Annotated in this window: 21 protein-coding genes; 6 read left to right on the top strand and 15 right to left on the bottom strand. The window is 63.6% G+C overall.

Annotated elements, in window-relative coordinates:
* Positions 1-63: 63 nt before the first annotated feature.
* The 15 genes from accD to NHH73_09130 form a co-directional block, all read right to left on the bottom strand.
* Entirely contained in the window at positions 64-936 is an 873-nt protein-coding gene (gene accD, locus NHH73_09200) for an acetyl-CoA carboxylase, carboxyltransferase subunit beta (protein USX28439.1), read from the bottom strand.
* Between the two features lie 140 nt (positions 937-1076).
* Entirely contained in the window at positions 1077-1343 is a 267-nt protein-coding gene (locus tag NHH73_09195; protein ID USX28438.1) for an antitoxin, read from the bottom strand.
* Positions 1344-1353: 10 nt separating this feature from the next.
* Positions 1354-1620, bottom strand: a complete 267-nt coding sequence (locus NHH73_09190) for a BrnT family toxin (protein USX28437.1) — start codon at positions 1618-1620, stop codon at positions 1354-1356.
* Positions 1621-1727: 107 nt separating this feature from the next.
* Positions 1728-2525 carry a tryptophan synthase subunit alpha gene (gene trpA / locus NHH73_09185; protein ID USX28436.1) on the bottom strand — a complete coding sequence of 266 codons (798 nt, stop codon included), beginning with the start codon at positions 2523-2525 and terminating at the stop codon, positions 1728-1730.
* Between the two features lie 29 nt (positions 2526-2554).
* Positions 2555-3802 (bottom strand): tryptophan synthase subunit beta, encoded by a 1248-nt coding sequence (gene trpB / locus NHH73_09180; GenBank protein USX28435.1) that lies wholly within the window; start codon positions 3800-3802, stop codon positions 2555-2557.
* Positions 3786-4478 (bottom strand): phosphoribosylanthranilate isomerase, encoded by a 693-nt coding sequence (locus NHH73_09175; protein USX28434.1) that lies wholly within the window; start codon positions 4476-4478, stop codon positions 3786-3788. The genes trpB and NHH73_09175 overlap by 17 nt, the downstream gene beginning before the upstream one ends.
* Positions 4479-4492: 14 nt before the next feature.
* On the bottom strand, positions 4493-5296 hold the full coding sequence (gene truA, locus NHH73_09170) for a tRNA pseudouridine(38-40) synthase TruA (GenBank protein ID USX28433.1): 804 nt from the start codon (positions 5294-5296) through the stop codon (positions 4493-4495).
* A 67-nt stretch (positions 5297-5363) separates the two neighbouring features.
* Positions 5364-8207, bottom strand: a complete 2844-nt coding sequence (locus NHH73_09165) for a LysM peptidoglycan-binding domain-containing protein (GenBank protein ID USX28432.1) — start codon at positions 8205-8207, stop codon at positions 5364-5366.
* 215 nt (positions 8208-8422) lie between these two features.
* Positions 8423-9550 carry an aspartate-semialdehyde dehydrogenase gene (gene asd, locus NHH73_09160; protein ID USX28431.1) on the bottom strand — a complete coding sequence of 376 codons (1128 nt, stop codon included), beginning with the start codon at positions 9548-9550 and terminating at the stop codon, positions 8423-8425.
* A 24-nt stretch (positions 9551-9574) separates the two neighbouring features.
* Positions 9575-10645 carry a 3-isopropylmalate dehydrogenase gene (gene leuB / locus NHH73_09155; GenBank protein USX28430.1) on the bottom strand — a complete coding sequence of 357 codons (1071 nt, stop codon included), beginning with the start codon at positions 10643-10645 and terminating at the stop codon, positions 9575-9577.
* Positions 10646-10659: 14 nt separating this feature from the next.
* Positions 10660-11307 (bottom strand): 3-isopropylmalate dehydratase small subunit, encoded by a 648-nt coding sequence (leuD, locus tag NHH73_09150; GenBank protein USX28429.1) that lies wholly within the window; start codon positions 11305-11307, stop codon positions 10660-10662.
* A gap of 52 nt (positions 11308-11359) precedes the next feature.
* Positions 11360-11485, bottom strand: a complete 126-nt coding sequence (locus NHH73_09145; GenBank protein ID USX28428.1) for an entericidin A/B family lipoprotein — start codon at positions 11483-11485, stop codon at positions 11360-11362.
* Between the two features lie 32 nt (positions 11486-11517).
* Positions 11518-12921 carry a 3-isopropylmalate dehydratase large subunit gene (gene leuC / locus NHH73_09140; protein ID USX28427.1) on the bottom strand — a complete coding sequence of 468 codons (1404 nt, stop codon included), beginning with the start codon at positions 12919-12921 and terminating at the stop codon, positions 11518-11520.
* Between the two features lie 225 nt (positions 12922-13146).
* Positions 13147-15054 carry a chemotaxis protein CheA gene (locus tag NHH73_09135; protein ID USX28426.1) on the bottom strand — a complete coding sequence of 636 codons (1908 nt, stop codon included), beginning with the start codon at positions 15052-15054 and terminating at the stop codon, positions 13147-13149.
* Positions 15054-15890, bottom strand: a complete 837-nt coding sequence (locus NHH73_09130) for a protein phosphatase CheZ (GenBank protein ID USX28425.1) — start codon at positions 15888-15890, stop codon at positions 15054-15056. Before NHH73_09130 ends, NHH73_09135 begins: the two co-directional genes overlap by 1 nt.
* Positions 15891-16296: 406 nt before the next feature.
* On the opposite strand from NHH73_09130, the gene NHH73_09125 reads away from it, so the two are divergent.
* From NHH73_09125 to NHH73_09100, 6 genes are all read left to right on the top strand, one after another.
* Positions 16297-16764 (top strand): universal stress protein, encoded by a 468-nt coding sequence (locus NHH73_09125; GenBank protein ID USX28424.1) that lies wholly within the window; start codon positions 16297-16299, stop codon positions 16762-16764.
* Positions 16765-16855: 91 nt separating this feature from the next.
* Positions 16856-17500: a response regulator transcription factor gene (locus NHH73_09120; GenBank protein ID USX28423.1), complete on the top strand. Its 645-nt coding sequence runs from the start codon at positions 16856-16858 to the stop codon at positions 17498-17500.
* A gap of 297 nt (positions 17501-17797) precedes the next feature.
* Positions 17798-18595: a helix-turn-helix domain-containing protein gene (locus tag NHH73_09115; GenBank protein ID USX29594.1), complete on the top strand. Its 798-nt coding sequence runs from the start codon at positions 17798-17800 to the stop codon at positions 18593-18595.
* A gap of 171 nt (positions 18596-18766) precedes the next feature.
* The gene (locus NHH73_09110; protein USX28422.1) at positions 18767-18964 is read left to right on the top strand and encodes a hemin uptake protein HemP; all 198 of its coding nucleotides are present in this window, start codon (positions 18767-18769) and stop codon (positions 18962-18964) included.
* Positions 18965-19057: 93 nt separating this feature from the next.
* Positions 19058-19390 (top strand): hypothetical protein, encoded by a 333-nt coding sequence (locus tag NHH73_09105; GenBank protein USX28421.1) that lies wholly within the window; start codon positions 19058-19060, stop codon positions 19388-19390.
* A 12-nt stretch (positions 19391-19402) separates the two neighbouring features.
* Positions 19403-20710, top strand: coding sequence for a DUF2325 domain-containing protein (locus tag NHH73_09100; GenBank protein ID USX28420.1), 1308 nt, complete (start codon positions 19403-19405; stop codon positions 20708-20710).
* Positions 20711-20814: the final 104 nt, after the last annotated feature.

Below are 20814 nucleotides of genomic sequence, written 5' to 3'. Positions count from 1 at the left end.
TGATATCCGATTGCGCGCCGTTGTGCCGGGCATTGAAACTGCAATATTGGCTATGCGATAAGGTTACGCAATAACCTCGGCCGGCTGGTTTTGCAGCAAGGCCATCAGGCGCGCGATTTCTTCGCGCATCTTGCGGCGGTCGACGATCATGTCGACGGCGCCCTTGGTGACCAGGAACTCGGAGCGCTGGAAACCTTCCGGCAGTTTTTCGCGCACGGTGTTTTCGATCACGCGCGGGCCGGCGAAGCCGATCAGCGCCTTCGGCTCGGCGATGACGACGTCGCCCATGAAGGCGAACGAGGCGGACACACCGCCCATGGTCGGATCGGTCAGCACGCTGATGAACGGCAGCTTCTTCTCGGACAGCTTGGTCAGCATGGCGGTGGTTTTCGCCATTTGCATCAGCGACAGCAGGCCCTCTTGCATGCGGGCGCCGCCGGTGGCGGTGATGCAGATGAACGGCACTTTCTGTTCCAGGGCCACTTGCGCGCCGCGCACGAAGCGCTCGCCGACCACGGAACCCATGGAGCCGCCCATGAATTCGAATTCGAAGCAGGCCACGACGACGGGCATGCTCATGATGGCGCCGCCCATGACGATCATGGCGTCGGTCTCGCCGGTCGCTTCCATCGCCTGCTTGAGGCGGTCGGGGTATTTCTTGCTGTCTTTAAACTTCAGCGTATCGACCGGCAGCGTGTCCATGCCGATTTCATAACGTCCGCCGGCGTCGAACAGGCTGTCGAGGCGTTCGCGCGCGCGGATGCGCATGTGGTGGTCGCATTTAGGGCAAACATGCAGGTTCGATTCCAGATCGGTGCGGTACAGGACGGCTTCGCACGATGGGCATTTGACCCACAGGCCCTCTGGCATCGTCTTGCGGGCGGCAACGTCGGAACGCTGGATTCTTGGGGGCAGCAGTTTTTCCAACCAACTCATAAATTCTCCTTGCAGCTAACTTGTGGCCGAAGTGTAGCCGTTTCTTGTACGCCTGTCGAACATTGCAATACAATAATTTTTAGCTTTCGTCATGGAATTCGCGCGGATTTAGAGGGAATCCCCTACTAGCAGGCTTCCGATCAAACCTCGTCCTTCTGATCTTTTTTGATAGACAACTCCAGTTCACGGCGCTGCTCCAGGGTTAGCAAACCGAGATCAGCTTTATAGCCGGAACCGGCCATGTGCCGCAAGTACCGGAAAATCATGTCCTCGGCGGACATGCCGTAGGGTTCGCCCAGCTTTTCGAAGTACGCGAGTGAATCAAAATCCAATCGGAATGTAATTTCTTTGCTGAGCCGCTCAAAGTACGGATTGGGGATGGCCTTTGAAAAATCATCTTTACGCATCTTTTTCACCTTAATACGTTAGTCGGCGGCTGGGGGAGGCTTTTCGCGCGGAAAAGATACGCACCAGCTCGCCCGACCGGTAGCAGTGGGACACTAAAAGTACGCGATCTTTTTCGCTCACCCCAATAAGGAGAAACCGGTCTTCAAGTTCCGAATGGTCGTCATCGAATTCCAGCTTCGCGTCGCGATCATTGAAGACACTGCGCGCCTCTTCAAAGCTCACGCCGTGCTTGCGAAAGTTGGCTTTGGCCTTACGGGCATCCCATTCAAAGCGCACGACCGCTCCCCTTCAACATAGTCAGTACTTAACTATGTATCAAGGTGAGCGGTCGGAATTTGATGGTGGCCAAGCGGCCGGCGGGTGTTACGGCCTTCTAAAACCGGTCAGGCGTCGAGGGCGCTGCGGATGTCGCGGACGAAAGCTTCGACGGCCGCAACCGAACCTTCCTTGCCGTGCTTTTCGATCTCTTGCACGATGCGGCTGCCGATGACGACGGCGTCGGCCACCTCGGCCACGGCGCGCGCGGTGGCGCCGTCGCGGATGCCGAAGCCGACGCCGATCGGCAGTTGCACGTGCTTGCGGATTTCTTTCAGGCGCTCGGCCACCTGCACCGTATCGATATTACCGGCACCGGTGACACCCTTGAGCGAGACGTAATAGCTGAAGCCGCCGCCGACCTTGGCCACCTGCTGGATGCGTGCCTCGGTCGATGTCGGCGCCAGCAGGAAGATCAGGTCGAGCTCGGCCGCGCGCATGGCGGCGGCGAACTCTTCGCACTCCTCGGGCGGATAGTCGACCACGATGGCGCCGTCGGCGCCCACTTCCTTCGATCTGGCAATGAAGGCGGCGGCGCCGATGCGCTCGATCGGGTTCGCGTAACCCATCAGCACCACCGGCGTAGTCTGGTTAGTCTTGCGGAACTCGGCAACGTACTCGAACACGTCGCGGATGCCGACGCCAAACGCCAGCGCCCGCTCGCAGGCGCGCTGGATGACCGGGCCCTCTGCCATCGGATCGGAAAACGGCACGCCGAGTTCCAGGATGTCGGCGCCGCCCGCGACCAGCGCGTGCATCAGTGGAACGGTATGCTCGGGCCCCGGATCGCCGGCGGTGATGAAGGTGACGAGCGCGGTTTTATTGGCCGCCTTCAGGGCGGCGAAGGTTGGTGCGATTCTGGACATGGTTTTCCTTGGTAAGGTTATTGGATGGATTAGTTGAAGTTCAAACCCATCCGCTCCGCCACGGTGTGCATGTCCTTGTCGCCACGGCCCGACAGGTTGGCCAGAATGATCTGATCCTTCGGCAAGGTGGCCGCCAGCTTCACCGCGTACGCCAGCGCGTGCGACGATTCCAGCGCCGGGATGATGCCCTCGATATGGCAACAATCGTGGAATGCCTTGAGCGCCTCCTCGTCGGTGATCGAGACGTACTCGGCGCGGCCAATATCCTTCAGGTAAGCATGCTCCGGTCCCACGCCCGGATAGTCCAGGCCCGCCGAGACCGAATGCGTCTCGATGATCTGGCCGTTCTCATCCTGCAGCAGGTAGGTGCGGTTGCCGTGCAATACGCCCGGATAGCCCTTGGTCAGCGAGGCCGCGTGCTTGACGCCGTCCAGCCCCTCGCCCGCCGCCTCGACGCCGATCAGGCGCACCTGCTTCTGGTCGATATATGGGTAGAAAATCCCCATCGCGTTCGAACCGCCGCCGATGCAGGCCATCACGTAGTCCGGCTGGCGGCCGGTCATTTCGGGCATCTGCACCAGGCATTCCTCGCCGATCACCGACTGGAAGTCGCGCACCAGCATCGGGTAAGGATGCGGGCCGGCCACGGTGCCGATGATGTAGAAGGTGTTTTCGATGTTGGTGACCCAGTCGCGCATGGCCTCGTTGAGCGCGTCCTTGAGCGTCTTGGAACCGGACTCGACCGGCACGACCGTCGCGCCCAGCAGCTTCATGCGGTAGACGTTCTGCGCCTGGCGCTTGACGTCCTCGCTGCCCATGTAGACCACGCATTCGAGGCCGAAACGGGCGCAGATGGTGGCCGTGGCGACGCCGTGCTGGCCGGCGCCGGTCTCGGCGATGACGCGCGGCTTGCCCATGCGCTTGGCCAGCAAGGCCTGGCCGATGACGTTGTTGATCTTGTGGGCGCCGGTGTGGTTCAGGTCTTCGCGCTTGAAGTAGATCTGCGCGCCGCCTGCCAGCTCGGACCAGCGCTTGGCGTGATAGATCGGCGACGGACGGCCGACGAAATGCTTCAGTTCATAGCGGAATTCCTCAAGGAACTCCGGGTCCTTGCTGTAGCGCTCGTACGCCTGGTTCAGCTCGGCCAGCGCGTAGGTCAGCGTTTCGGCGACGAAGGAGCCGCCGTAGGGGCCGAAGTGGCCGCTGGCGTTGGGCAGTTCGTAGTCTTTGGCGTGGAACAGGGGCGCGGCTGCGCCGATCTCAGGTAGTGCTTTCATGGTGGGTTTCGCTTTCAATCATGTCATCTCCGGCCCGCACCGCCGCGACGAAGGCGGCGATCTTGCGGGCGTCCTTGATCCCCTTGGACGCTTCGACACCACTGCTGATGTCGACGGCATAGGGGCGTACACCGACCACCGCGTCAGTCGCGTTGTGTACGCTCAAGCCACCACTTAAAACGACCCGAGGCGCGAGATCTTTTGGAATGAGAGACCAATCAAAACCCTTTCCTGCGCCACCGTAGGCATCCACATATGTATCCAGCAACAAACTGGTGAACAGGGGACTGGCGGCGCGGCATAGTTGTTCGTATTCTAGCAAATCGGACGGCAAGGTGTCGGGTTTGACGCGAAACACGCGCATGAACTGTCGCCCGCAGGTGGCGGCGATGGCGGCCGACTGGGCTATCGTCTCGTCGCCGTGCAGCTGGATCAGCGACACCGGCGCCACTTTCACCACGGCGGCCACCTCCTCCGGCGTGGCGTTGACGAACAGCCCAGTGCAGGTAATAAACGGCGGCACGGCGGCGATCAGCGCGGCGGCCTGCTCGGGCGTGACATAGCGCGGGCTTTTCGGATAAAACACGAAACCGATCGCATCGGCGCCGGCGGCCACAGCCGCTTGCACGTCCTCCACGCGGGTCAGGCCGCAGATTTTGAGTCGGGTGCGTGGCATGCAATGTTTCCTTTTTAGAACCAAGGGAGCGCGCTGGTGGTCTCCAGCGGCAATTCCCATTTGGGATCGTAGTCGATTTTAGCCAGGTACAAGCCATCCGGCATGAAAGTGGGCGCGGCGGCGTGGCGGTCTTTGGTTTCCAGCAATTGGCCTAGCCATTCAGGCTTTTCGCGCCCGGTGCCGATGTAGACCAGCGAGCCGACCAGGTTGCGCACCATGTGGTGCAGGAAGGCGTTGGCGGTGATGGTGAACACCACCAGTTCGCCGACGCGCTTGATCTGGATGTCATGCATCAGCTTGACCGGCGACTTGGCCTGGCATTGCGCGGCGCGGAAGGCGGTGAAGTCGTGCCAGCCGAGCAGCGGCTGCACGGCTTGCTGCATCAGTTCGACGTCGAGCGGGCGGAAGCAGAAACCGGCGCGGCCTTCCAGCAACGGCGAGCGGGTCGGGTTGTTGTACAGCACATAGTGGTAGGTGCGGGCGCGGGCGCTAAAACGGGCGTGGAAGAAGTCGTTAGCCGTCGGGTCGCCCGGCAGCTCCTTGGCCCAGCGCACGGCGATCGACGGCGGCAGGAAGGCGTTGACGCCGCGCACCCAGGAATGGGCGTCGCGGGTCAGGTCGGTGTCGAAGTGGACCACTTGTTCGAGCGCGTGCACGCCGGTGTCGGTGCGGCCGGCGCAGGTGGTGGCCAGGCGCACCGTGGCGAATTTTTCCAGCGCCTGTTCCAGCTTGTCCTGGACCGTGTGGCCGTCTTCCTGTTTCTGGTAGCCGTGCCAGGCGGTGCCGTCGTACTGGACGCCGATTGCTATCCGTTTCAATTGCTGCCCGAGGTGATGTTTGAGGCTGGCATTATATCGGACAACCTCGCGGACAACCCGACACCGCTTACCCCAGCTGCGCCTTCATGGCGTTGGCTTTGGCGATCTGGTCGTCGCTGCCGCCGCGCAGCACTTCGTCCAGCAGCTCGCGCGCGCCTTCCTTGTCGCCGATTTCCTGGTAGGCGATGGCCAGGTCGAGCTTGGTGTCCATCTCCATGTGGTGCGCCGACAGGGTGTCGTCGCGCGCCGGCGTTGCTGCCGGCTCCGCTGGTTCCGCCAACTCCGCCTTCGCGCCCTCGCCTGCCGCCGCGCCGGTGAATTCGTTGTCCAGATCGAGGTTGATGTCCGACAGGTCGAACTCGCGCGCCGGCGCCGGCGCGGCCGTGATCGATTCGGCGTCTTCCGGCAACTCCAGCGGCTCGTCGAAGTCTACCGCCTTCGGATCGACCTTCGGCGGTTCGGTCAGGGCCGGCACTTCCGGAATGTCGAAGCCCATGATGTCCAGGTCCAGCGGATCGGTGCCGGCCGCCGGCACGCGCTCCGCCGATTTGGCCGATTCGGCAGGCTCTGCCGTGTCTTCCGGCAGATCGAGGCTGAAGTCCATGCTCGGGTCGTCGGCGGGCGCCGCAGCGGCCGCCGGTGCGGAGGCGGCAGGCGCATCGAAGGCCAGATCGAACGGATCGTCGGCAGCCTCCTCACGGGCCGGGGCCGGCATTTCGATCGGCGCCTTGTCGCTGGCGACCGGTTCGAAATTCATGTCGCCCAGGTCGAAGTCCATCAGGTTGTCCGATTGCGCGGCAACCGATGCCGGCGATACCGACGCGTCGGCCGGTTGCGGCAACGCCGTTTCCATGTCGCTCAGGTCGCTGCCGAAGTCCATCGCGCTGTCGGCCTTGGCAGACGCCGCATCCAGGCCCAGGTCCAGATCGAGGCCGCTCCGGGTGGCGGCAGGCGGTTCGGCGCCGAAATCGTCGCCGGTGCCGAAATCGTTGGCCGAATACGCCGAGGCGGCGGCAGCGGCGGCCACCGCGCCGGCCGCGACCGGCACGGCGGCGGCCGACATGGCAACGCCGCCGACGCCGTCAGGCGCCGCCGAGTACAGCGGATTGGTCGGATCGATCGACTGCCCCATCGCGGACGCCTGCGCCCACTCCTCGCCCTGGCCGCGCGTCAGCGCATACAGCTCGGAGGCCTGGCCTTCGAAGGCGCGCGCATCCTTGCGGGTAGCATAGATTTCCAGCAGCTTCAGGCGAACCGGATGGCGCTCGGGGTTCGTGCGCAGCGCTTCCTTGAGGATATCCTCGGCCTGCGCATCGCGGCCGTAGGCGATGTAGACGTCGGCCTCGGCCACCGGATCGACCTCGTTGGTGTCGAGCTGGCTGGCCGATGGCGCGAAATTGGAGTTGAACACGCTGTTGCTGGTGTCGACGTTCTGGGCCCCGGCCTCGGTGATGAACGGCTGTATCGGGGTGGTCGGGTCGGGCGGCATGACGATCTCGCCCGGCACCACGACAAATTTCTTGCTCTTGCGGCGGCGCGCCAGGATGATGCCGTAGACCAGCGCCAGCAAGGCGGCGACCGCCAGCCCGACCAGCTGGATATTCTCCATCATCACTTCGTACCAGCTCGGCTCGACCGGCTTGCGTGGCGGCACGGCCAGGGTGCGCTTCGGTTTCGGCGCCTCGGCCGGGGTGGCGGCTGGCGCCGGCGTCGGCGTCGGCGCGGCGACAGGCGCTGCGGCCACGGGCGGCTTCTCGGCGATGGTCTTGTTCTTTACCGCCATCAGCTGTTCGAGGTCGTTGACGTTTTTTTCCAGCTCCTTGACGCGGGCGGCCGCTTCGTCCACCTGCTTTTGCTTGGCGATGTTTTCTTCGGCCGCCACGCCCGTCTTGCCCGCGACCGGCGCGGTGGCGGTCGATTTGGACAAGGTCAGCTTGTCCTTGGCCTCGTTGACGGCGTTCGGTTTTTCCTCGACCTTGGCGGTGATCTTGCCCTTGACGTTTTGCGTCGTCTCCGCTTCCCTGGCCGGCGTGCTGTTGGCGACCTGCCCTGCAAGCTTGGCGCGGTAGGCGTTGAAATCGACCGCGTGCGCGACCACCACGCCGCGCGCCTCGCCCTCGGGCACGATGGCGCGGACGGCGCCCGAATCCGGCACCTTCAGGATCTGGCCCGACTTCAGGCGGTTCATGTTATTGCCGGAGAACGCCTCCGGGTTGGCGCGGTACAGCGCCACCAGCATCATGTCGAGCGAGATGTCGCCCGGCTTGACCTGGCTGGCGATGCGGCTGAGGTTGTCGCCTTTTTTAACGGTGTACTGCTCGGTCGACCTGGCGGGTTGCGGGCGGGCCGGTGCCGTGGACGAAGGCGCGGCAGGGGTCGCGGCGGGCGCGGACGCCACCGGCGCGTTCGGCGCGGTCGCGGCCGGCGCGTTGGCCTGGCGGCTCAGATCGACCGGCGCGGCCACTTGCGGCGAATTGGCCGAGCGCATGTCCGGTGGGTCGAGCAGGAAGGTGTATTCGCGCACCATGCGGCCGCCGGTCCACTTCAGTTCCAGCAGCATGTCGACGAAGGGCTCGTTGACCGGCTGGCTCGACGAGACGCGGATCAGTTGGCGGCCGTTGCGCTGCTCCACTTCGAAGCGCAGCGAGCTCAGCGCGGGATTGAAATCGATGTTGGCGGTACGGAAGGCATCTAGCGACGCCAGTTGGGCGACCAAACCGCTGGCTTCTTCGGGGGTGACAGCGGTCAGTTCGATTTCCGCCCGCAACGGCTGGCCCAGCGACGACAGGACGGTCAGCTTGCCAAGTCCGGCGGCGTTCGCGGCGGCGGACAACAACACCGCACCGGCGACCGCGCTAGTGAGTGTTTTCAACGCGAACGAAACGATGCTGGTGCGATTGGTGAAGGGCATAGTGGGCGGCAGTAGGTTATCAGAGGGAAAATGTTACTTTCCCGGATATATCAACATATCACCATGCACATGAGCATGCAAGCTTTGCACGCCGTTTCTCAAGTGATACATGAGGAGTTGTCAGGTCTGTGCCTAATTTGGTGAAAAAAAAGGGGTTTTCCCTATGAGAGCACATAGAGAAAACCCCTTCCACTACCAAGATTGCGCGGTAGCTTTTACTTATCCAGCACGATGCGCAGCATGCGGCGCAGCGGTTCGGCCGCGCCCCACAGCAGCTGGTCGCCGACGGTGAAGGCCGACAGGTAATCGTCGCCCATGCTCATCTTGCGCAGGCGGCCGACCGGGATCGTCAGGCTGCCGGTGGCGGCGGCCGGCGACAGGTCCTTGACCGACGCTTCACGCGTGTTCGGCACCACTTTGACCCACTGGTTGTTGGACGCGATGATGTCGTGGATCTCGTCGATCGGCACGTCCTTCTTCAGTTTGATGGTCAATGCCTGCGAGTGGCTGCGCATGGCGCCGATGCGCACGCACAGGCCGTCCACTGGAATCGCCTTGGAACCGAAGTCCGCGCCCAGGCCGAGGATCTTGTTGGTCTCGGCGCCGCCCTTCCACTCTTCCTTCGATTGGCCGTTGCCCAGGTCCTTGTCGATCCACGGGATCAGGTTGCCGGCCAGCGGCGCGCCGAACTGCCTGGTCTCCTCGGGAGAGAGACCATGTTGCGTCGCCAGCACCTGGCGGTCGATTTCCAGGATCGCGGAAGCCGGATTGTCCAGCAGCGCCTTGACCGACGAATTGATCGTGCCGAACTGGGTCAGCAGCTCGCGCATGTGCTGGGCGCCGCCGCCCGAGGCCGCCTGGTACGTCATGGAGGTCATCCACTCGACCAGGTTGTGCTGGAACAGGCCGCCCAGGCCCATCAGCATGCACGACACGGTGCAATTGCCGCCGATGTAGTTCTTCACGCCCTTGCCCAGCGCGTCCTTGATGACGTGCAGGTTGACCGGGTCCAGCACGATGACGGCGTCTTTTTCCATGCGCAGGGTCGACGCGGCGTCGATCCAGTAGCCGTTCCAGCCCGCCGCGCGCAGCTTCGGGAACACCTCGGTGGTGTAGTCGCCGCCCTGGCACGAGATGATGATCTCGCACTTTTTCAGTTCGTCGATGTCGGTCGCGCTTTTCAGTTTGGTTTCATTCTTCGCCATCTTCGGGGCGTCGCCGCCCGGGTTCGACGTCGTGAAGAACACCGGTTCGATGTGGGCGAAATCGCCCTCTTCCTGCATGCGCTGCATCAGGACCGAACCAACCATGCCGCGCCAACCTACCAAGCCTACGAGTTTCATTTTGCTCTTCCTTGTCTTTAGTTTTTATGCGAGTGCTTTAACTACCGCGTTGCCCATCTCCTCGGTGCCCACCTTGGTGGTGCCCGGCTCGAAGATGTCGGCGGTGCGCAGGCCCTGCGCCAGTACGGCCTTGACTGCGGTCTCGATGCGGTCGGCCTGTTCGTTCTTGTTGAACGTGTAGCGCAGCATCATGGCGGCCGACAGGATCGTCGCCAGCGGATTGGCGATGCCCTTGCCGGCGATGTCCGGCGCCGAACCGTGCGACGGCTCGTACAGGCCCTTGTTGTTGGCGTCGAGCGAGGCCGACGGCAGCATGCCGATCGAACCGGTCAGCATCGCCGCGCAATCGCTCAGGATGTCGCCGAACATGTTGCCGGTGACGATGACGTCGAATTTCTTCGGCGCGCGTACCAGTTGCATGGCGGCGTTGTCGACGTACATGTGGTCAAGCGCGACGTCCGGATATTCCTTGTGGACGTCGGTGACGATGTCCTTCCAGAACTGGAACGTCTCCAGCACGTTGGCCTTGTCGACGCTGGTCAGTCGCTTGCCGCGTTTTTGCGCGGCCTGGAACGCCACATGGGCGATGCGGCGGATTTCGCCTTCGGCGTAGCGCATGGTGTCGAAACCTTCGCGCTGGCCCTTGAACGGACCGTCCGGGCATTCGCGCACGCCGCGCGGCTGGCCGAAGTAGATGTCGCCGGTCAGTTCGCGCACGATGAGGATGTCGAGGCCGGAAACGACTTCAGGCTTCAGGGTCGAGGCGCCGGCCAGTTCCGGATACAAAATGGCCGGACGCAGGTTGCCGAACAGGCCCAGGTTCTTGCGCAGGCCGAGAATGGCCTGCTCTGGACGCAGCGCGCGTTCCAGGGTGTCGTACTGGTAGTCGCCGACGGCGCCGAACAGCACCGCATCGGACGCCTTGGCCAGCGCCAGGGTGGCGTCCGGCAGCGGGTGGCCATGGGCCGCGTAGCCGGCGCCGCCGACGGGGGCGGTCTCCAGCTCGAACGATTCGCCCAGCACATTGAGGACTTTGACGGCTTGGGCGACGATTTCCGGGCCGATACCGTCGCCCGGGAGGATTGCGATTTTCATGTGAGTTTTCGAGATTAGATGACGTTAGCCAACCAGGGTTGGTTTGCCAGATGGCGCTCTTCGAATTCGCGGATGGTGTCGGCGTGGCGCAGGGTCAGGCCGATATCGTCGAGTCCGTTCATCAGGCAGTATTTGCGGAAGGCGTCGATCTCGAAGGGATAGGAGACGCTGCCATTGCTGGTGGAAATGCGCTGCTGCTCAAGGTCGACCACCAGACGGTAACCGGGGAAGGCCTTGACTTCGTTGAACAGATGATCGATCTGCGCTTCAGGAATCACGATGGGCAGCAAGCCGCTCTTGTAGCAGTTGTTGAAGAAGATGTCGGCAAACGACGGCGCGATGATGGCGCGGAAGCCGTATTGGTCCAGCGCCCACGGCGCGTGCTCGCGCGAGGAGCCGCAGCCGAAGTTTTTGCGGGTCAGCAGGATCGAGGCGCCCTGGTAGCGCGGCTCGTTGAGCACGAAGTCCGGGTTGAGCGGACGCACGCTGTTGTCCATACCGGGTTCGCCGTGGTCGAGGTAACGCCACTCGTCGAACAGGTTGGGGCCGAAGCCGGTGCGATGGATGGACTTCAGAAATTGCTTCGGAATGATGGCGTCGGTGTCGACGTTGGCGCGGTCGAGCGGGGCCACCAGGCCTTCGTATATCGTAAATTTATCCATGATCTCGTTCGGGTTGTGCGACGGCGGACCGTCGCGGCCCGCCGTACTGCGGTTATTTTTTGGTCGAAGCGCCTTCCAGCGACTCACCGACTTTTTTCACGTCCTTGCCGAAGCCGTTGACTGTGTTGCAGCCAGTCAGGATCAAGGCGATGATGGACAGGGCGAATAGTTTTTTCATGTTGGTGTACTCGTGGTATCAATCAAAAAAATTCAGCGCAGTGCGCGCACGTCGACGAAGTGGCCGGCGATACCGGCGGCGGCGGCCATCGCGGGCGACACCAGATGGGTGCGTCCGCCCTGACCTTGGCGTCCTTCGAAATTACGGTTGGAGGTCGAAGCGCAGCGCTCGCCCGGTTCCAGGCGGTCGGCGTTCATCGCCAGGCACATCGAGCAGCCCGGCTCGCGCCATTCGAAACCGGCATCCTTGAAGATACGATCGAGGCCTTCGCGCTCGGCCTGGTCCTTGACCAGGCCGGAACCCGGCACCACCATCGCCAGCTTGACGTTCGACGCCCGCTGCTTGCCGCGCACCACGGCGGCGGCCGCGCGCAAATCCTCGATGCGCGAGTTGGTGCACGATCCGATGAAGACCTTGTCGATGCGGATGTCCTCGATGGCCGTGTTCGGCTTGAGGTTCATGTAGACCAGCGCCTTTTCCATCGCGTCGCGCTTGACGCTGTCCTTTTCCTGGTCCGGGTCCGGCACGCGGCCGTCGATCGATGTGACCATCTCCGGCGACGTGCCCCAGGTCACCTGCGGCTTGATCTCGGCGGCGTCGAGCGTGACGACCAGGTCGAATTTGGCGCCGGCGTCCGAATGCAGGGTGCGCCAGTAGTCGACCGCGCGGTCCCAGTGCGGCCCCACCGGCGAGAACGGGCGGCCTTTGACGTAGTTGATCGTGGTGTCGTCGACGCCGATGATGCCGGCGCGCGCGCCGGCCTCGATCGCCATGTTACAGACGGTCATGCGGCCTTCCATCGACAGCGCGCGGATGGTCGAACCGCCGAACTCGATACAGTAGCCGGTGCCGCCGGCCGTGCCGATCCTGCCGATGATGGCCAGCACGACGTCCTTGGCGGTGACGCCGGTCGGCAAGGGGCCGTCGACCTGCACCAGCATCGCCTTGGATTTCTTTTGCAGCAGCGTTTGCGTGGCCAGCACGTGCTCGACCTCGGAGGTGCCGATGCCGTGCGCCAGCGCGCCGAAGGCGCCGTGGGTCGACGTGTGCGAGTCGCCGCAGACGACTGTCATGCCCGGCAGGGTGGCGCCCTGCTCCGGCCCGATCACGTGGACGATGCCCTGGCGCTTGTCGTTCATGTTGAAATAGGTCATGCCGTAGGACTTGGCATTGTTGTCCAAGGTTTCGACCTGCAGGCGCGAGACCGGGTCGGCGATGCCGTCGGCGCGCGAGGTGGTCGGCACGTTGTGGTCGGCCACGGCCAGGTTGGCCGACAGGCGCCACGGCTGGCGATTGGCGGCGCGCAAGCCGTCGAAGGCCTGCGGACTGGTCACTTCGTGCACCAGGTGACGGTCGATATAGAGGATGGTGGTGCCGTCTTCCTCGGCCTTGACCACGTGGGATTCCCAGAGTTTGTCGTAAAGCGTCTTCATCATGATGTGTGCTTACTGCTGCTGCCTGTGTGAGTGATCCACTTCGATTATGCCATATTGTGCAATGCGATAGCGACCGCCGCCATCCGGCCTCGTGAGCCGATGCGGTTCCGCCTACCGATACACGTTTTATGACTCCTTTAAAAATTCGCTGTTGCAAATAAAATTCAAACGAAAAAAAAGCCTGCGTGAACGCAGGCTTTTGGTGTCTGTGGCGAAGTCCTTGGACTAGGCCGCCATGCGTACACTTCCCCTGCATCCGTCCATCAGGAACGATAGGCCCACCACTAGCACCAGTTCGCCCTCGGCCGAGCGCGCGGTGCCGGTGATGCCCTCGACGGTAATCGCGGTCATCGGCTTGATGACCAGGTCGGCGGTGCCGTCGACCGCTTCCACCGCCAGAATATACGGCTGTGGCGCGGCGACAACAATACCGACCTTCTCGCGGCAGCTCTCGTAGCCGAGCGCATCGGCCAGCGAACGCACCGGCAGCGGACGGCCCTGGTCCTTGAGGACCGGGGCGCCGCCCACTTCCAGGAACACTTCCGGCAATTCCACCACGCGCTGCACCACGGCCATCGGCAGCGCCAGCGCGGCGCCCGAGGTCGACACCAGCATGGTCGGTACGATCGACAGCTCGATCGGCAGGCGGATGGCGAACTTGGTGCCCTTGCCCAGCGCCGATTCGATGTGGATGGCGCCGCGGTTCTTCTCCACGGCGGTCTTGACCACGTCCATGCCGACGCCGCGGCCGGACACGCTCGAGGCCACTTCCTTGGTCGAGAAGCCCGGCAGGAACACCAGCTGGAAGCACTCGTCGTTGGTCAGATTGGCGGACTCGCTGATCAAACCCTTCTGCTGGGCCTTGGTGCGCAACACCACCGGGTCCATGCCCTTGCCATCGTCCTGCAGCACGATCATGACGCTGTTGGCTTCCTGCCATGCCTTGAGCGAGATGAACGACTTGGCCGGCTTGCCCGCCGCCAGCCGGTCTTCCGGCGACTCGACGCCATGGTCCAGCGAGTTGCGCAGCATGTGCACCAGCGGATCGTACAGGCTGTCGACAACCACGCGGTCCACTTCGGTCTCGGCGCCCTCGATGGTCAGTTCGACGTCCTTGCCCAGGTCCTTGGCCAGCTCGCGCACCAGGCGCGGGAACTTCTGGAACAGGCGGCCGACCGGTTGCATGCGCGTCGCCAGGGTGGCGCGCTGCAGTTCGGTCGAATAGCGCGACGCCCGCTCCAGCGTTTCCGCCAGGGTGGCCATCAGGGTCTGGGCCTGGCCCTCGAATTTGAATTGCAGCAGACGTTCCAGCAGCACGGCGGCCTGGTTGGCGGCCTGCACCGATTCGCCCGCCACTTCCAGCAAGGCATCCAGTTTAACAGCATCGACGCGGATCGACTCTTCCTTGGCCGGCGCGGCATGCGGACGCTCTTCGCGTTTTTCCGGCGCGTCGCGCTTGGCCGGGGCGGCCACGGCGGTGCCGGCGACGGCGGCCGGCGCGGCGGCGGCCGGGGCTGGCGCTGCTGCAGCTGCTGCGGCGGGCGCTGCTGCGGCAGCGACCGGCGCGGCAGAGACGGCCGGACGGGTGTAGCTGCCGGCCGGCATCACGGTTTCATACATGCCTTCCCAGTCGAGGCCGTCCTCGGACGTGATCGACACGGCGGCCACGGCGGCCGGCGCGGCGGCGACGGGCGCTGGCGCAGCTGCCGGCGCGGGGGCCGGCGACGGTGCCGGAGCGGACGCGCCGGTCTTGCCCTCGATGGCGTCGGTCAGGATCACTTCCAGGTCGTGCGGCATCGGCGCCAGGCTGTGCGGCTCGGCGCCGTTGTTCAGTTCGGCGAGCTGGTCGGCCACGAAGCCGGACGCCTGCAGCGCCGCCTCGATCGCGATCGGCGTCACCGGCGCGGCGCCGGTGCGCAGCGCGTCGAACAGGTTTTCGGTGAGGTGGCAGGCCGCCACCATCGCCGGCAGGCCCATGAAACCGGCGCCGCCCTTGATGGTGTGGAAGGAGCGGAACACCGCGTTCAGCGTCTCTTTGTTGTCGGGGTCGCGTTCGAGCCGCAGCAAGTGCTCTTCAACGTTGACCGCCAGATCCATCGCCTCGACGACGAAATCCTTCAGCATATCGTCCATTAGAATCCCAGGTCAGCAAGCAGGTCGTCGACATTGTCCTGGTTCAGCGCCACGGCCGGAGCCGATGGGCCGGACATCAGGGACACTTCTTTTTGCGCGATTTTCTCGCGTACGGCAGGCGGCGCGTTGTCTTTCAACAGCTGCGCCAGTTCGTTTTCCACCGTCTTGGTGATGATCACGACCTTCTTGATGAGCTGGCCGGTGATGTCCTGGAAGTCCTGGGCCATCATGATTTCGAGCAGGCGGGCTTTTTCGGCCTCGGTGGCGGCCGACACGGCCACGGCAAAGGCTTGCGAGTCGCCGGCGAGCTGCTTGAACTGGTCCAGACTGAGCTTGCCCGCAAACAGGTCGGCCCAGCGGTTTTCCATTTCCTTGGATTTCTTCGACAAGGTGTCCTGCTCGGGCATGCCCTCGTCAAGCGTGTTGAGCACCTTGTTGGCGGCCTGTTCAGTCAGGCTGGCGACGTACTCGAGCCGATCCTGGGCATCGTTGATCTGCGTCGACGCCTCGGTCAGCGCCTTGTCGTAGCCCAGTTCGCGCAGCGAATCGTGCAGCAGGCGCACAATGCCGCCCAGGCGCTCGAACATCGGCTTGTCGCCGCCCTCCTCGGCCTCGCCGCCCTCTGCGGCAGCGGCAGCGGGGGCCGCAGCGACCGGGGCCGGCGCCGGAGCCGGCGCGGCAGCGGCGGCCGACGACGAGACCTCGTCGAACAGGCTTTCGAGGTCGTCTTCTGCGGCGGCTGGTGCGGGGGCAGGCGCTGGAGCGGGCGCTGCGGTCTTGCTCTGAGCGGACACTTCTTCAAATAATGCGTCGAAATCATCAGCGGCGTTGGTCATAATCCCTGCTTCTCCATAATTTGTAAAATTGCTGCCCTCAACCCTGCGTATTGATGACGCTCGGCAATAAAAAGCACTTATGCGAGTGTAGCAGGGCAACACGGAAATATTCAATGCCGGCGTCGGTCGACTGCCCTGTTCTCCGTCTCAAAGCCGTGTTTCGTTGTATTTGGAGATACTATCATCGGATACATTGCCAAAGGGAGCATTAAAGAGACAAACGTGATGCTTGTGTGCAAAAAAGCCGCCGAGCAACTGTGAACAAGTGTTAAAGCGGCCGGCGGCGGTGCCGCGCTAGGCTTTTATTTGCGCTTTTATTTGATAAACATCAAGTCTTTCCTTACTAACAATACTGGAATTCGCGACTACAATAAGCGGTAGGCCGCGTTGAACAAGGAGGCTCGCCATGTACCGCAAAATCCTGATCACCACCGACGGCTCCGCCGTGTCGAGCAAAACCGCGTGCGCCGGCGTTGCGCTGGCCGAACAGCTTGGCGCCGAGGTATTGGTCCTGTTCGTCGCGCCAGAGTACCAATACCCGATCTACGTGGAAATCATCCCGCCCAGCTATCCGAGCGAGGACGAGTACCGCGCCGCCATGCTGCGCGCCGGCAAGGAGCACACGAAGGACGTGGTCGAGTCCTGCGCCCGCCGCAACGTCCGCTGCGAGGCGCTGACAACGTTTTCGGAAAGCGCCGCGCTGAACATCGTCGAGGTGGCGGAAAACCACGCGTGCGACCTGGTCTTCATGGGCTCGCACGGGCGCAGCGGTTGGGGCCAACTGCTGCTGGGCAGCGTGACCAACAAGGTCTTGTCGCACTCGCGCATCCCGGTGCTGGTGCATCGCTTGATCAAAGAGCCGGACCACAAATAAAATGCGGCCTGACTGCGGTTTCTATAGTAAGATCGCAAGGTTAATTCAAACACAACAGTATTTACTTTAGGTCACCTGAGATAGCCTCTTTATGATTCGAATAGTCATTGCGGACGACCACACCATCATGCGCGAGGGTCTCAAGCGCATCCTCGACGGTGCACCGGACATCGATATCGTGGGCGAGGCGATCGACGGCTTCGAAGTGCTCGGCCACGTGCGCCAGGGCGGCTTCGACCTGCTGCTGCTGGACCTGTCGATGCCGGGGCGCAGCGGCGTCGACCTGATCCGCCAGATCAAGGCCGAAGCGCCCAAGCTGGCCATCCTGATCCTCACCATGCACGAAGAGGAACAGTACGCCGTGCGCGCCATCCGCGCCGGCGCCCAGGGTTACCTGACCAAGGAAAGCGCCGGCACCCAGCTGGTCGGCGCGATCCGCAAGGTCGCCTCCGGCCGGCCCTACATCAGCACCGAGGTGGCCGAGCAACTTGCGCTGAATATCATGATGCCCAACGAGAGCCTGTTGCATAAACAGCTGTCGGACCGCGAATTCGAGGTATTTTCGTTGTTGGTGGCCGGAAAATCGATCACCGAGATCGCCAACAGCCTGCACCTGAGCGTCAAGACCGTCAGCACGCATAAAACCCGCATCATGCAAAAAATGGGCATGAACTCGCTCTCGGAGATGGTCCAATATGCCGTGGCGCATCGCCTGTTGTCTCCCTTCAAAACCTGAAAAACGCCGGGGCAGTAGGAGTACTCCTACATCCGTGCGCTGACGCCTACTCCCATATTCAGCCATTGCTGATATCTATCTCCTCCCTCTGTTGGCATACTGAAACCACACGATTGATGCTGCAAGGCTACATGCCAAGCAGCGAGATGCCATACGGCACATTTGCTGTACAAAATGTCATGCGGTTTGCCGTCCCCGGCCCAACGAACAGAGTTACCTGATCAGGAGATCAACATGCTGTCAACGCAAACGTCTGAAATTCGCCCAGTCACCACCACGACGATGCAATCCTCGTCGATGGAAGCAGGCCGCCAGCGTCAGGGGCGACTGTGGTCGAACCTGAAAGAGGTCTGCGACCTGCTGCACATCCCGGCGGCCGTCTCGGTCTCGACCGAGGAACTGCTGTTCCAGCACGTGCAGTTCAAGACGGGCCAGCGCATCCACACGATCGGCCAGCCGTTCGACACGCTGTACATCGTCAATTCCGGCTTCCTCAAGACGGTGCTGATCGACGAGTTCGGCAACGAGCAGGTCCTCAGCTTCCCGATGAAGGGCGACATGCTCGGCGTCGACGGCATCCACACCCGCCACTACTCGTCGGAGGCGGTGGCGCTGTCGGACTGCGACCTGATCCTGCTGCCGTTCAAGAAGCTCACCGCCCTCGGCCGCGTGCACCTGGAACTGGAAAACATGATGTACGGCGTCATGAGCCGCGAGCTGGTGCGCGAGCAGGCCATGATCGGCATGCTGGGCGCGCTCAGCGCCGAGGCCCGCGTGGCGCGCTTCCTGGTGTCGCTGGCGGACCGCTTCGCGCAGATGGGCTATTCGAGCAAGCTGTTCAACCTGCGCATGACCCGCCACGAAATCGGCAGCTACCTGGGCCTGACCCTGGAGACGGTCAGCCGCACGCTGTCGGCCTTCAACGAAATCGGCCTCATCAGCGTCGACCAGCGCACCATCGGCATCAAGGATCCGGAGGCGCTCAAGACCTTGCGGCGCCTGCCGCCGTCGCGCACCCGCGCCAAACAACTGGCCGCGGCCAAGAGCAAGGCGGGCGAGGCGGTCACGCCCGGCCAACTGCTCGCCGCGCTGTAGGCTCCGGCCATCTCGGGCAATCACCCAGCCTTGGGCCCGGCTTCCCCGCCGGGCTTTTTTTTCGCCCGCCAACCTCCCCCACTTTCATTTCAAATAAGGCTTGCATTCCGTCCCGCCTTCCACAATAATGAATGCAAATACGAATCATTCTTATTTAAAGGAGAAACGACGATGACCACCACCCTGACCATGCCTGTGCCGCAGCCAGCCCGCCCTTCCCACGCCGTGGTGTCCTCGGCGGTGTCCCCCGTCAAGCGCGTCAACAGCGCCGGCCTGATGGAGGGTGGCCGCGAACTCGAGATCGAACACGCCGGCCGTGTCTACCGTCTGCGCGTCACGCAGCTCAACAAGCTGATCCTGACCGCCTGATTCCTTTTATCTTTGCCCCGGGCGCCGCCGCGCCCACTCCCCGAGTCGCCAGCCACACCGCCAGCCGCACTCCCAATCCGACAGGAGCGTTTGATGGCCATAGACCGTAGCAATCCGATTTTTCTCGCCCCCGCGCAAGGCGGACACAATCCAGAACTGATGTTGTCCGCCGTGCTGCATTTGATGTCGCACTACACGGCCGGCGGCGACGCGGCTGGCGGCTGCGTCAAGCTGGCCTCGGTGATCGAACGCCACCTGAAGGCGCTGGCCGGCCTGCCGGACCTGGCACCGGTGCTCAGCGCCACTTGTCAGCAATTGTCCGAGCAATGGGCCACGGTGGTCGAACGCAGCATGCACGAGCAGGAGAAGACCAACTTCCTCAGCCGCATCATGGCGCGCGCCCGCAGCACGCCGGCCACCGTCTGAGGAGACGACCAGATGTGCGAAAAACACGATCCGCTGGCGGCCATCGTCGCCGCCGCCATGCCACGGCTGGGCACCGCGAACCCGGCCCCGGCGCCAGCGCAGCCTGGCACCGACCCGCGAACCGCCCGGCAAGTCGTCAAGCCGGTCATCAACAACGTCGCCGCCATCCTTGCCGGCGAACCGGACGCGCAAACCTCGCGCCGCAGGCGTTTGTGGGAGCTCGGCCACGCCTGCCACTGCCCGCTGGTCGGCGTCGGCTTTCCGCTGGGCGTGTTGCGCAAGCTGGTCGACAAGGTCACCAGCGGCAAGGTCGTGGCCGATGATTACGAAGTGCACGTGGGCGCGGTCACCGAATGCGGCAGTCGCAACCGGCTGTCCGAGGCGCTGCAAAAGGAACTGGAGCGGCGCTACGCGGCCGTGCTGCTGCGCTTCCGCGCGGCCAAGACGACCGGGCAGGTCGGCGAGCTGTGGCGCAACGCCGTGGCCAACGGCGACGTCGCCGGCGCCTTCTGGGCCGGACTGACGCACCCGCGCTGCAGCAGCGAGCTCGAGGAGCAAATGTGCCGCGACCTGCACATGGTGCAACACCAGGCGGGCGCCTGCGTGCGCGCCGACATCGGCAAATTCAACGCCACCCTGGCCGAGAACACGCGCCTGACGCACGACCTGGGCAAGGCCCAGCAGCGCGCCGCCGCCCTGCTGGCCGACAAGAGCGCCGACGCCGAGCGCCACGCGACGGAACTGATGCAGCTGCGCGCGCAACTGGTGGGCAAGGACAGCATGATCGACTCGCTGCGCACCGAACTCGAACAGTTGAAGGAATCGATCCCGGGCCTGGAGACGCGCGCCAGGCTGGCCGAGCGGCTGGCCCAGATGGACGAGCGCGAGCGCGCGCTGCGCCAGCAGATCGCCGAGCTCAAGACCGAGGCGCTGCGCGCCGTCGAGCCGCCGGCGCCGATCCAGGAGCAAACGCGCCAGGTGGTCGAGCATGTCATGAAGATGCCGCTGCGCCTCAGCGACCGGGCCGTGCTGTGCGTCGGCGGACGCTCGGGCAACGTCGCCACCTACCGCGAGCTGATCGAGCAACAGGGCGCCCAGTTCGCGCACCACGACGGCGGCCTGGAGGACAACGCCAACCGCCTCGACGCCAGCCTGGCGGCGGCCGACCTGGTGATCTGCCAGACCGGCTGCATCAGCCACAGCGCCTACTGGCGGGTCAAGGACTATTGCAAGCGCACGGGCACGCGCTGCGTGTTCATCGACAACCCCAGCATCTCGAGCCTGGCGCGCGGCCTGGAGCAGGCCGGCGCCGAGCCGTAACACCGAACGGCGCGATCCCGCCGCGCCAGTCCTCCCCGCCATAAAAAAAGCCCCCACCCGCGCTGAACGCCGGTGGGGGCTTTTGCTGCTAAGCGGCGAACCGG

The organism is Oxalobacteraceae bacterium OTU3CINTB1, from assembly GCA_024123955.1.
In the GTDB taxonomy this organism is placed as follows: Bacteria; Pseudomonadota; Gammaproteobacteria; order Burkholderiales; family Burkholderiaceae_D; genus Rugamonas.
This window is presented reverse-complemented; position numbering and strand designations above follow the sequence as displayed.

Excerpts from the sequence above, each read along its gene's own strand:
- accD (USX28439.1), bottom strand. The coding sequence starts at position 936 with ATGAGTTGGTTGGAAAAACTGCTGCCCCCAAGAATCCAGCGTTCCGAC.
- NHH73_09195 (USX28438.1), bottom strand. The coding sequence starts at position 1,343 with ATGCGTAAAGATGATTTTTCAAAGGCCATCCCCAATCCGTACTTTGAG.
- trpA (USX28436.1), bottom strand. The coding sequence starts at position 2,525 with ATGTCCAGAATCGCACCAACCTTCGCCGCCCTGAAGGCGGCCAATAAA.
- trpB (USX28435.1), bottom strand. The coding sequence starts at position 3,802 with ATGAAAGCACTACCTGAGATCGGCGCAGCCGCGCCCCTGTTCCACGCC.
- NHH73_09175 (USX28434.1), bottom strand. The coding sequence starts at position 4,478 with ATGCCACGCACCCGACTCAAAATCTGCGGCCTGACCCGCGTGGAGGAC.
- NHH73_09165 (USX28432.1), bottom strand. The coding sequence starts at position 8,207 with ATGCCCTTCACCAATCGCACCAGCATCGTTTCGTTCGCGTTGAAAACA.
- asd (USX28431.1), bottom strand. The coding sequence starts at position 9,550 with ATGAAACTCGTAGGCTTGGTAGGTTGGCGCGGCATGGTTGGTTCGGTC.
- leuB (USX28430.1), bottom strand. The coding sequence starts at position 10,645 with ATGAAAATCGCAATCCTCCCGGGCGACGGTATCGGCCCGGAAATCGTC.
- leuD (USX28429.1), bottom strand. The coding sequence starts at position 11,307 with ATGGATAAATTTACGATATACGAAGGCCTGGTGGCCCCGCTCGACCGC.
- NHH73_09145 (USX28428.1), bottom strand. The coding sequence starts at position 11,485 with ATGAAAAAACTATTCGCCCTGTCCATCATCGCCTTGATCCTGACTGGC.
- leuC (USX28427.1), bottom strand. The coding sequence starts at position 12,921 with ATGATGAAGACGCTTTACGACAAACTCTGGGAATCCCACGTGGTCAAG.
- NHH73_09135 (USX28426.1), bottom strand. The coding sequence starts at position 15,054 with ATGGACGATATGCTGAAGGATTTCGTCGTCGAGGCGATGGATCTGGCG.
- NHH73_09130 (USX28425.1), bottom strand. The coding sequence starts at position 15,890 with ATGACCAACGCCGCTGATGATTTCGACGCATTATTTGAAGAAGTGTCC.
- NHH73_09125 (USX28424.1), top strand. The coding sequence starts at position 16,297 with ATGTACCGCAAAATCCTGATCACCACCGACGGCTCCGCCGTGTCGAGC.
- NHH73_09120 (USX28423.1), top strand. The coding sequence starts at position 16,856 with ATGATTCGAATAGTCATTGCGGACGACCACACCATCATGCGCGAGGGT.
- NHH73_09115 (USX29594.1), top strand. The coding sequence starts at position 17,798 with ATGGAAGCAGGCCGCCAGCGTCAGGGGCGACTGTGGTCGAACCTGAAA.
- NHH73_09110 (USX28422.1), top strand. The coding sequence starts at position 18,767 with ATGACCACCACCCTGACCATGCCTGTGCCGCAGCCAGCCCGCCCTTCC.
- NHH73_09105 (USX28421.1), top strand. The coding sequence starts at position 19,058 with ATGGCCATAGACCGTAGCAATCCGATTTTTCTCGCCCCCGCGCAAGGC.
- NHH73_09100 (USX28420.1), top strand. The coding sequence starts at position 19,403 with ATGTGCGAAAAACACGATCCGCTGGCGGCCATCGTCGCCGCCGCCATG.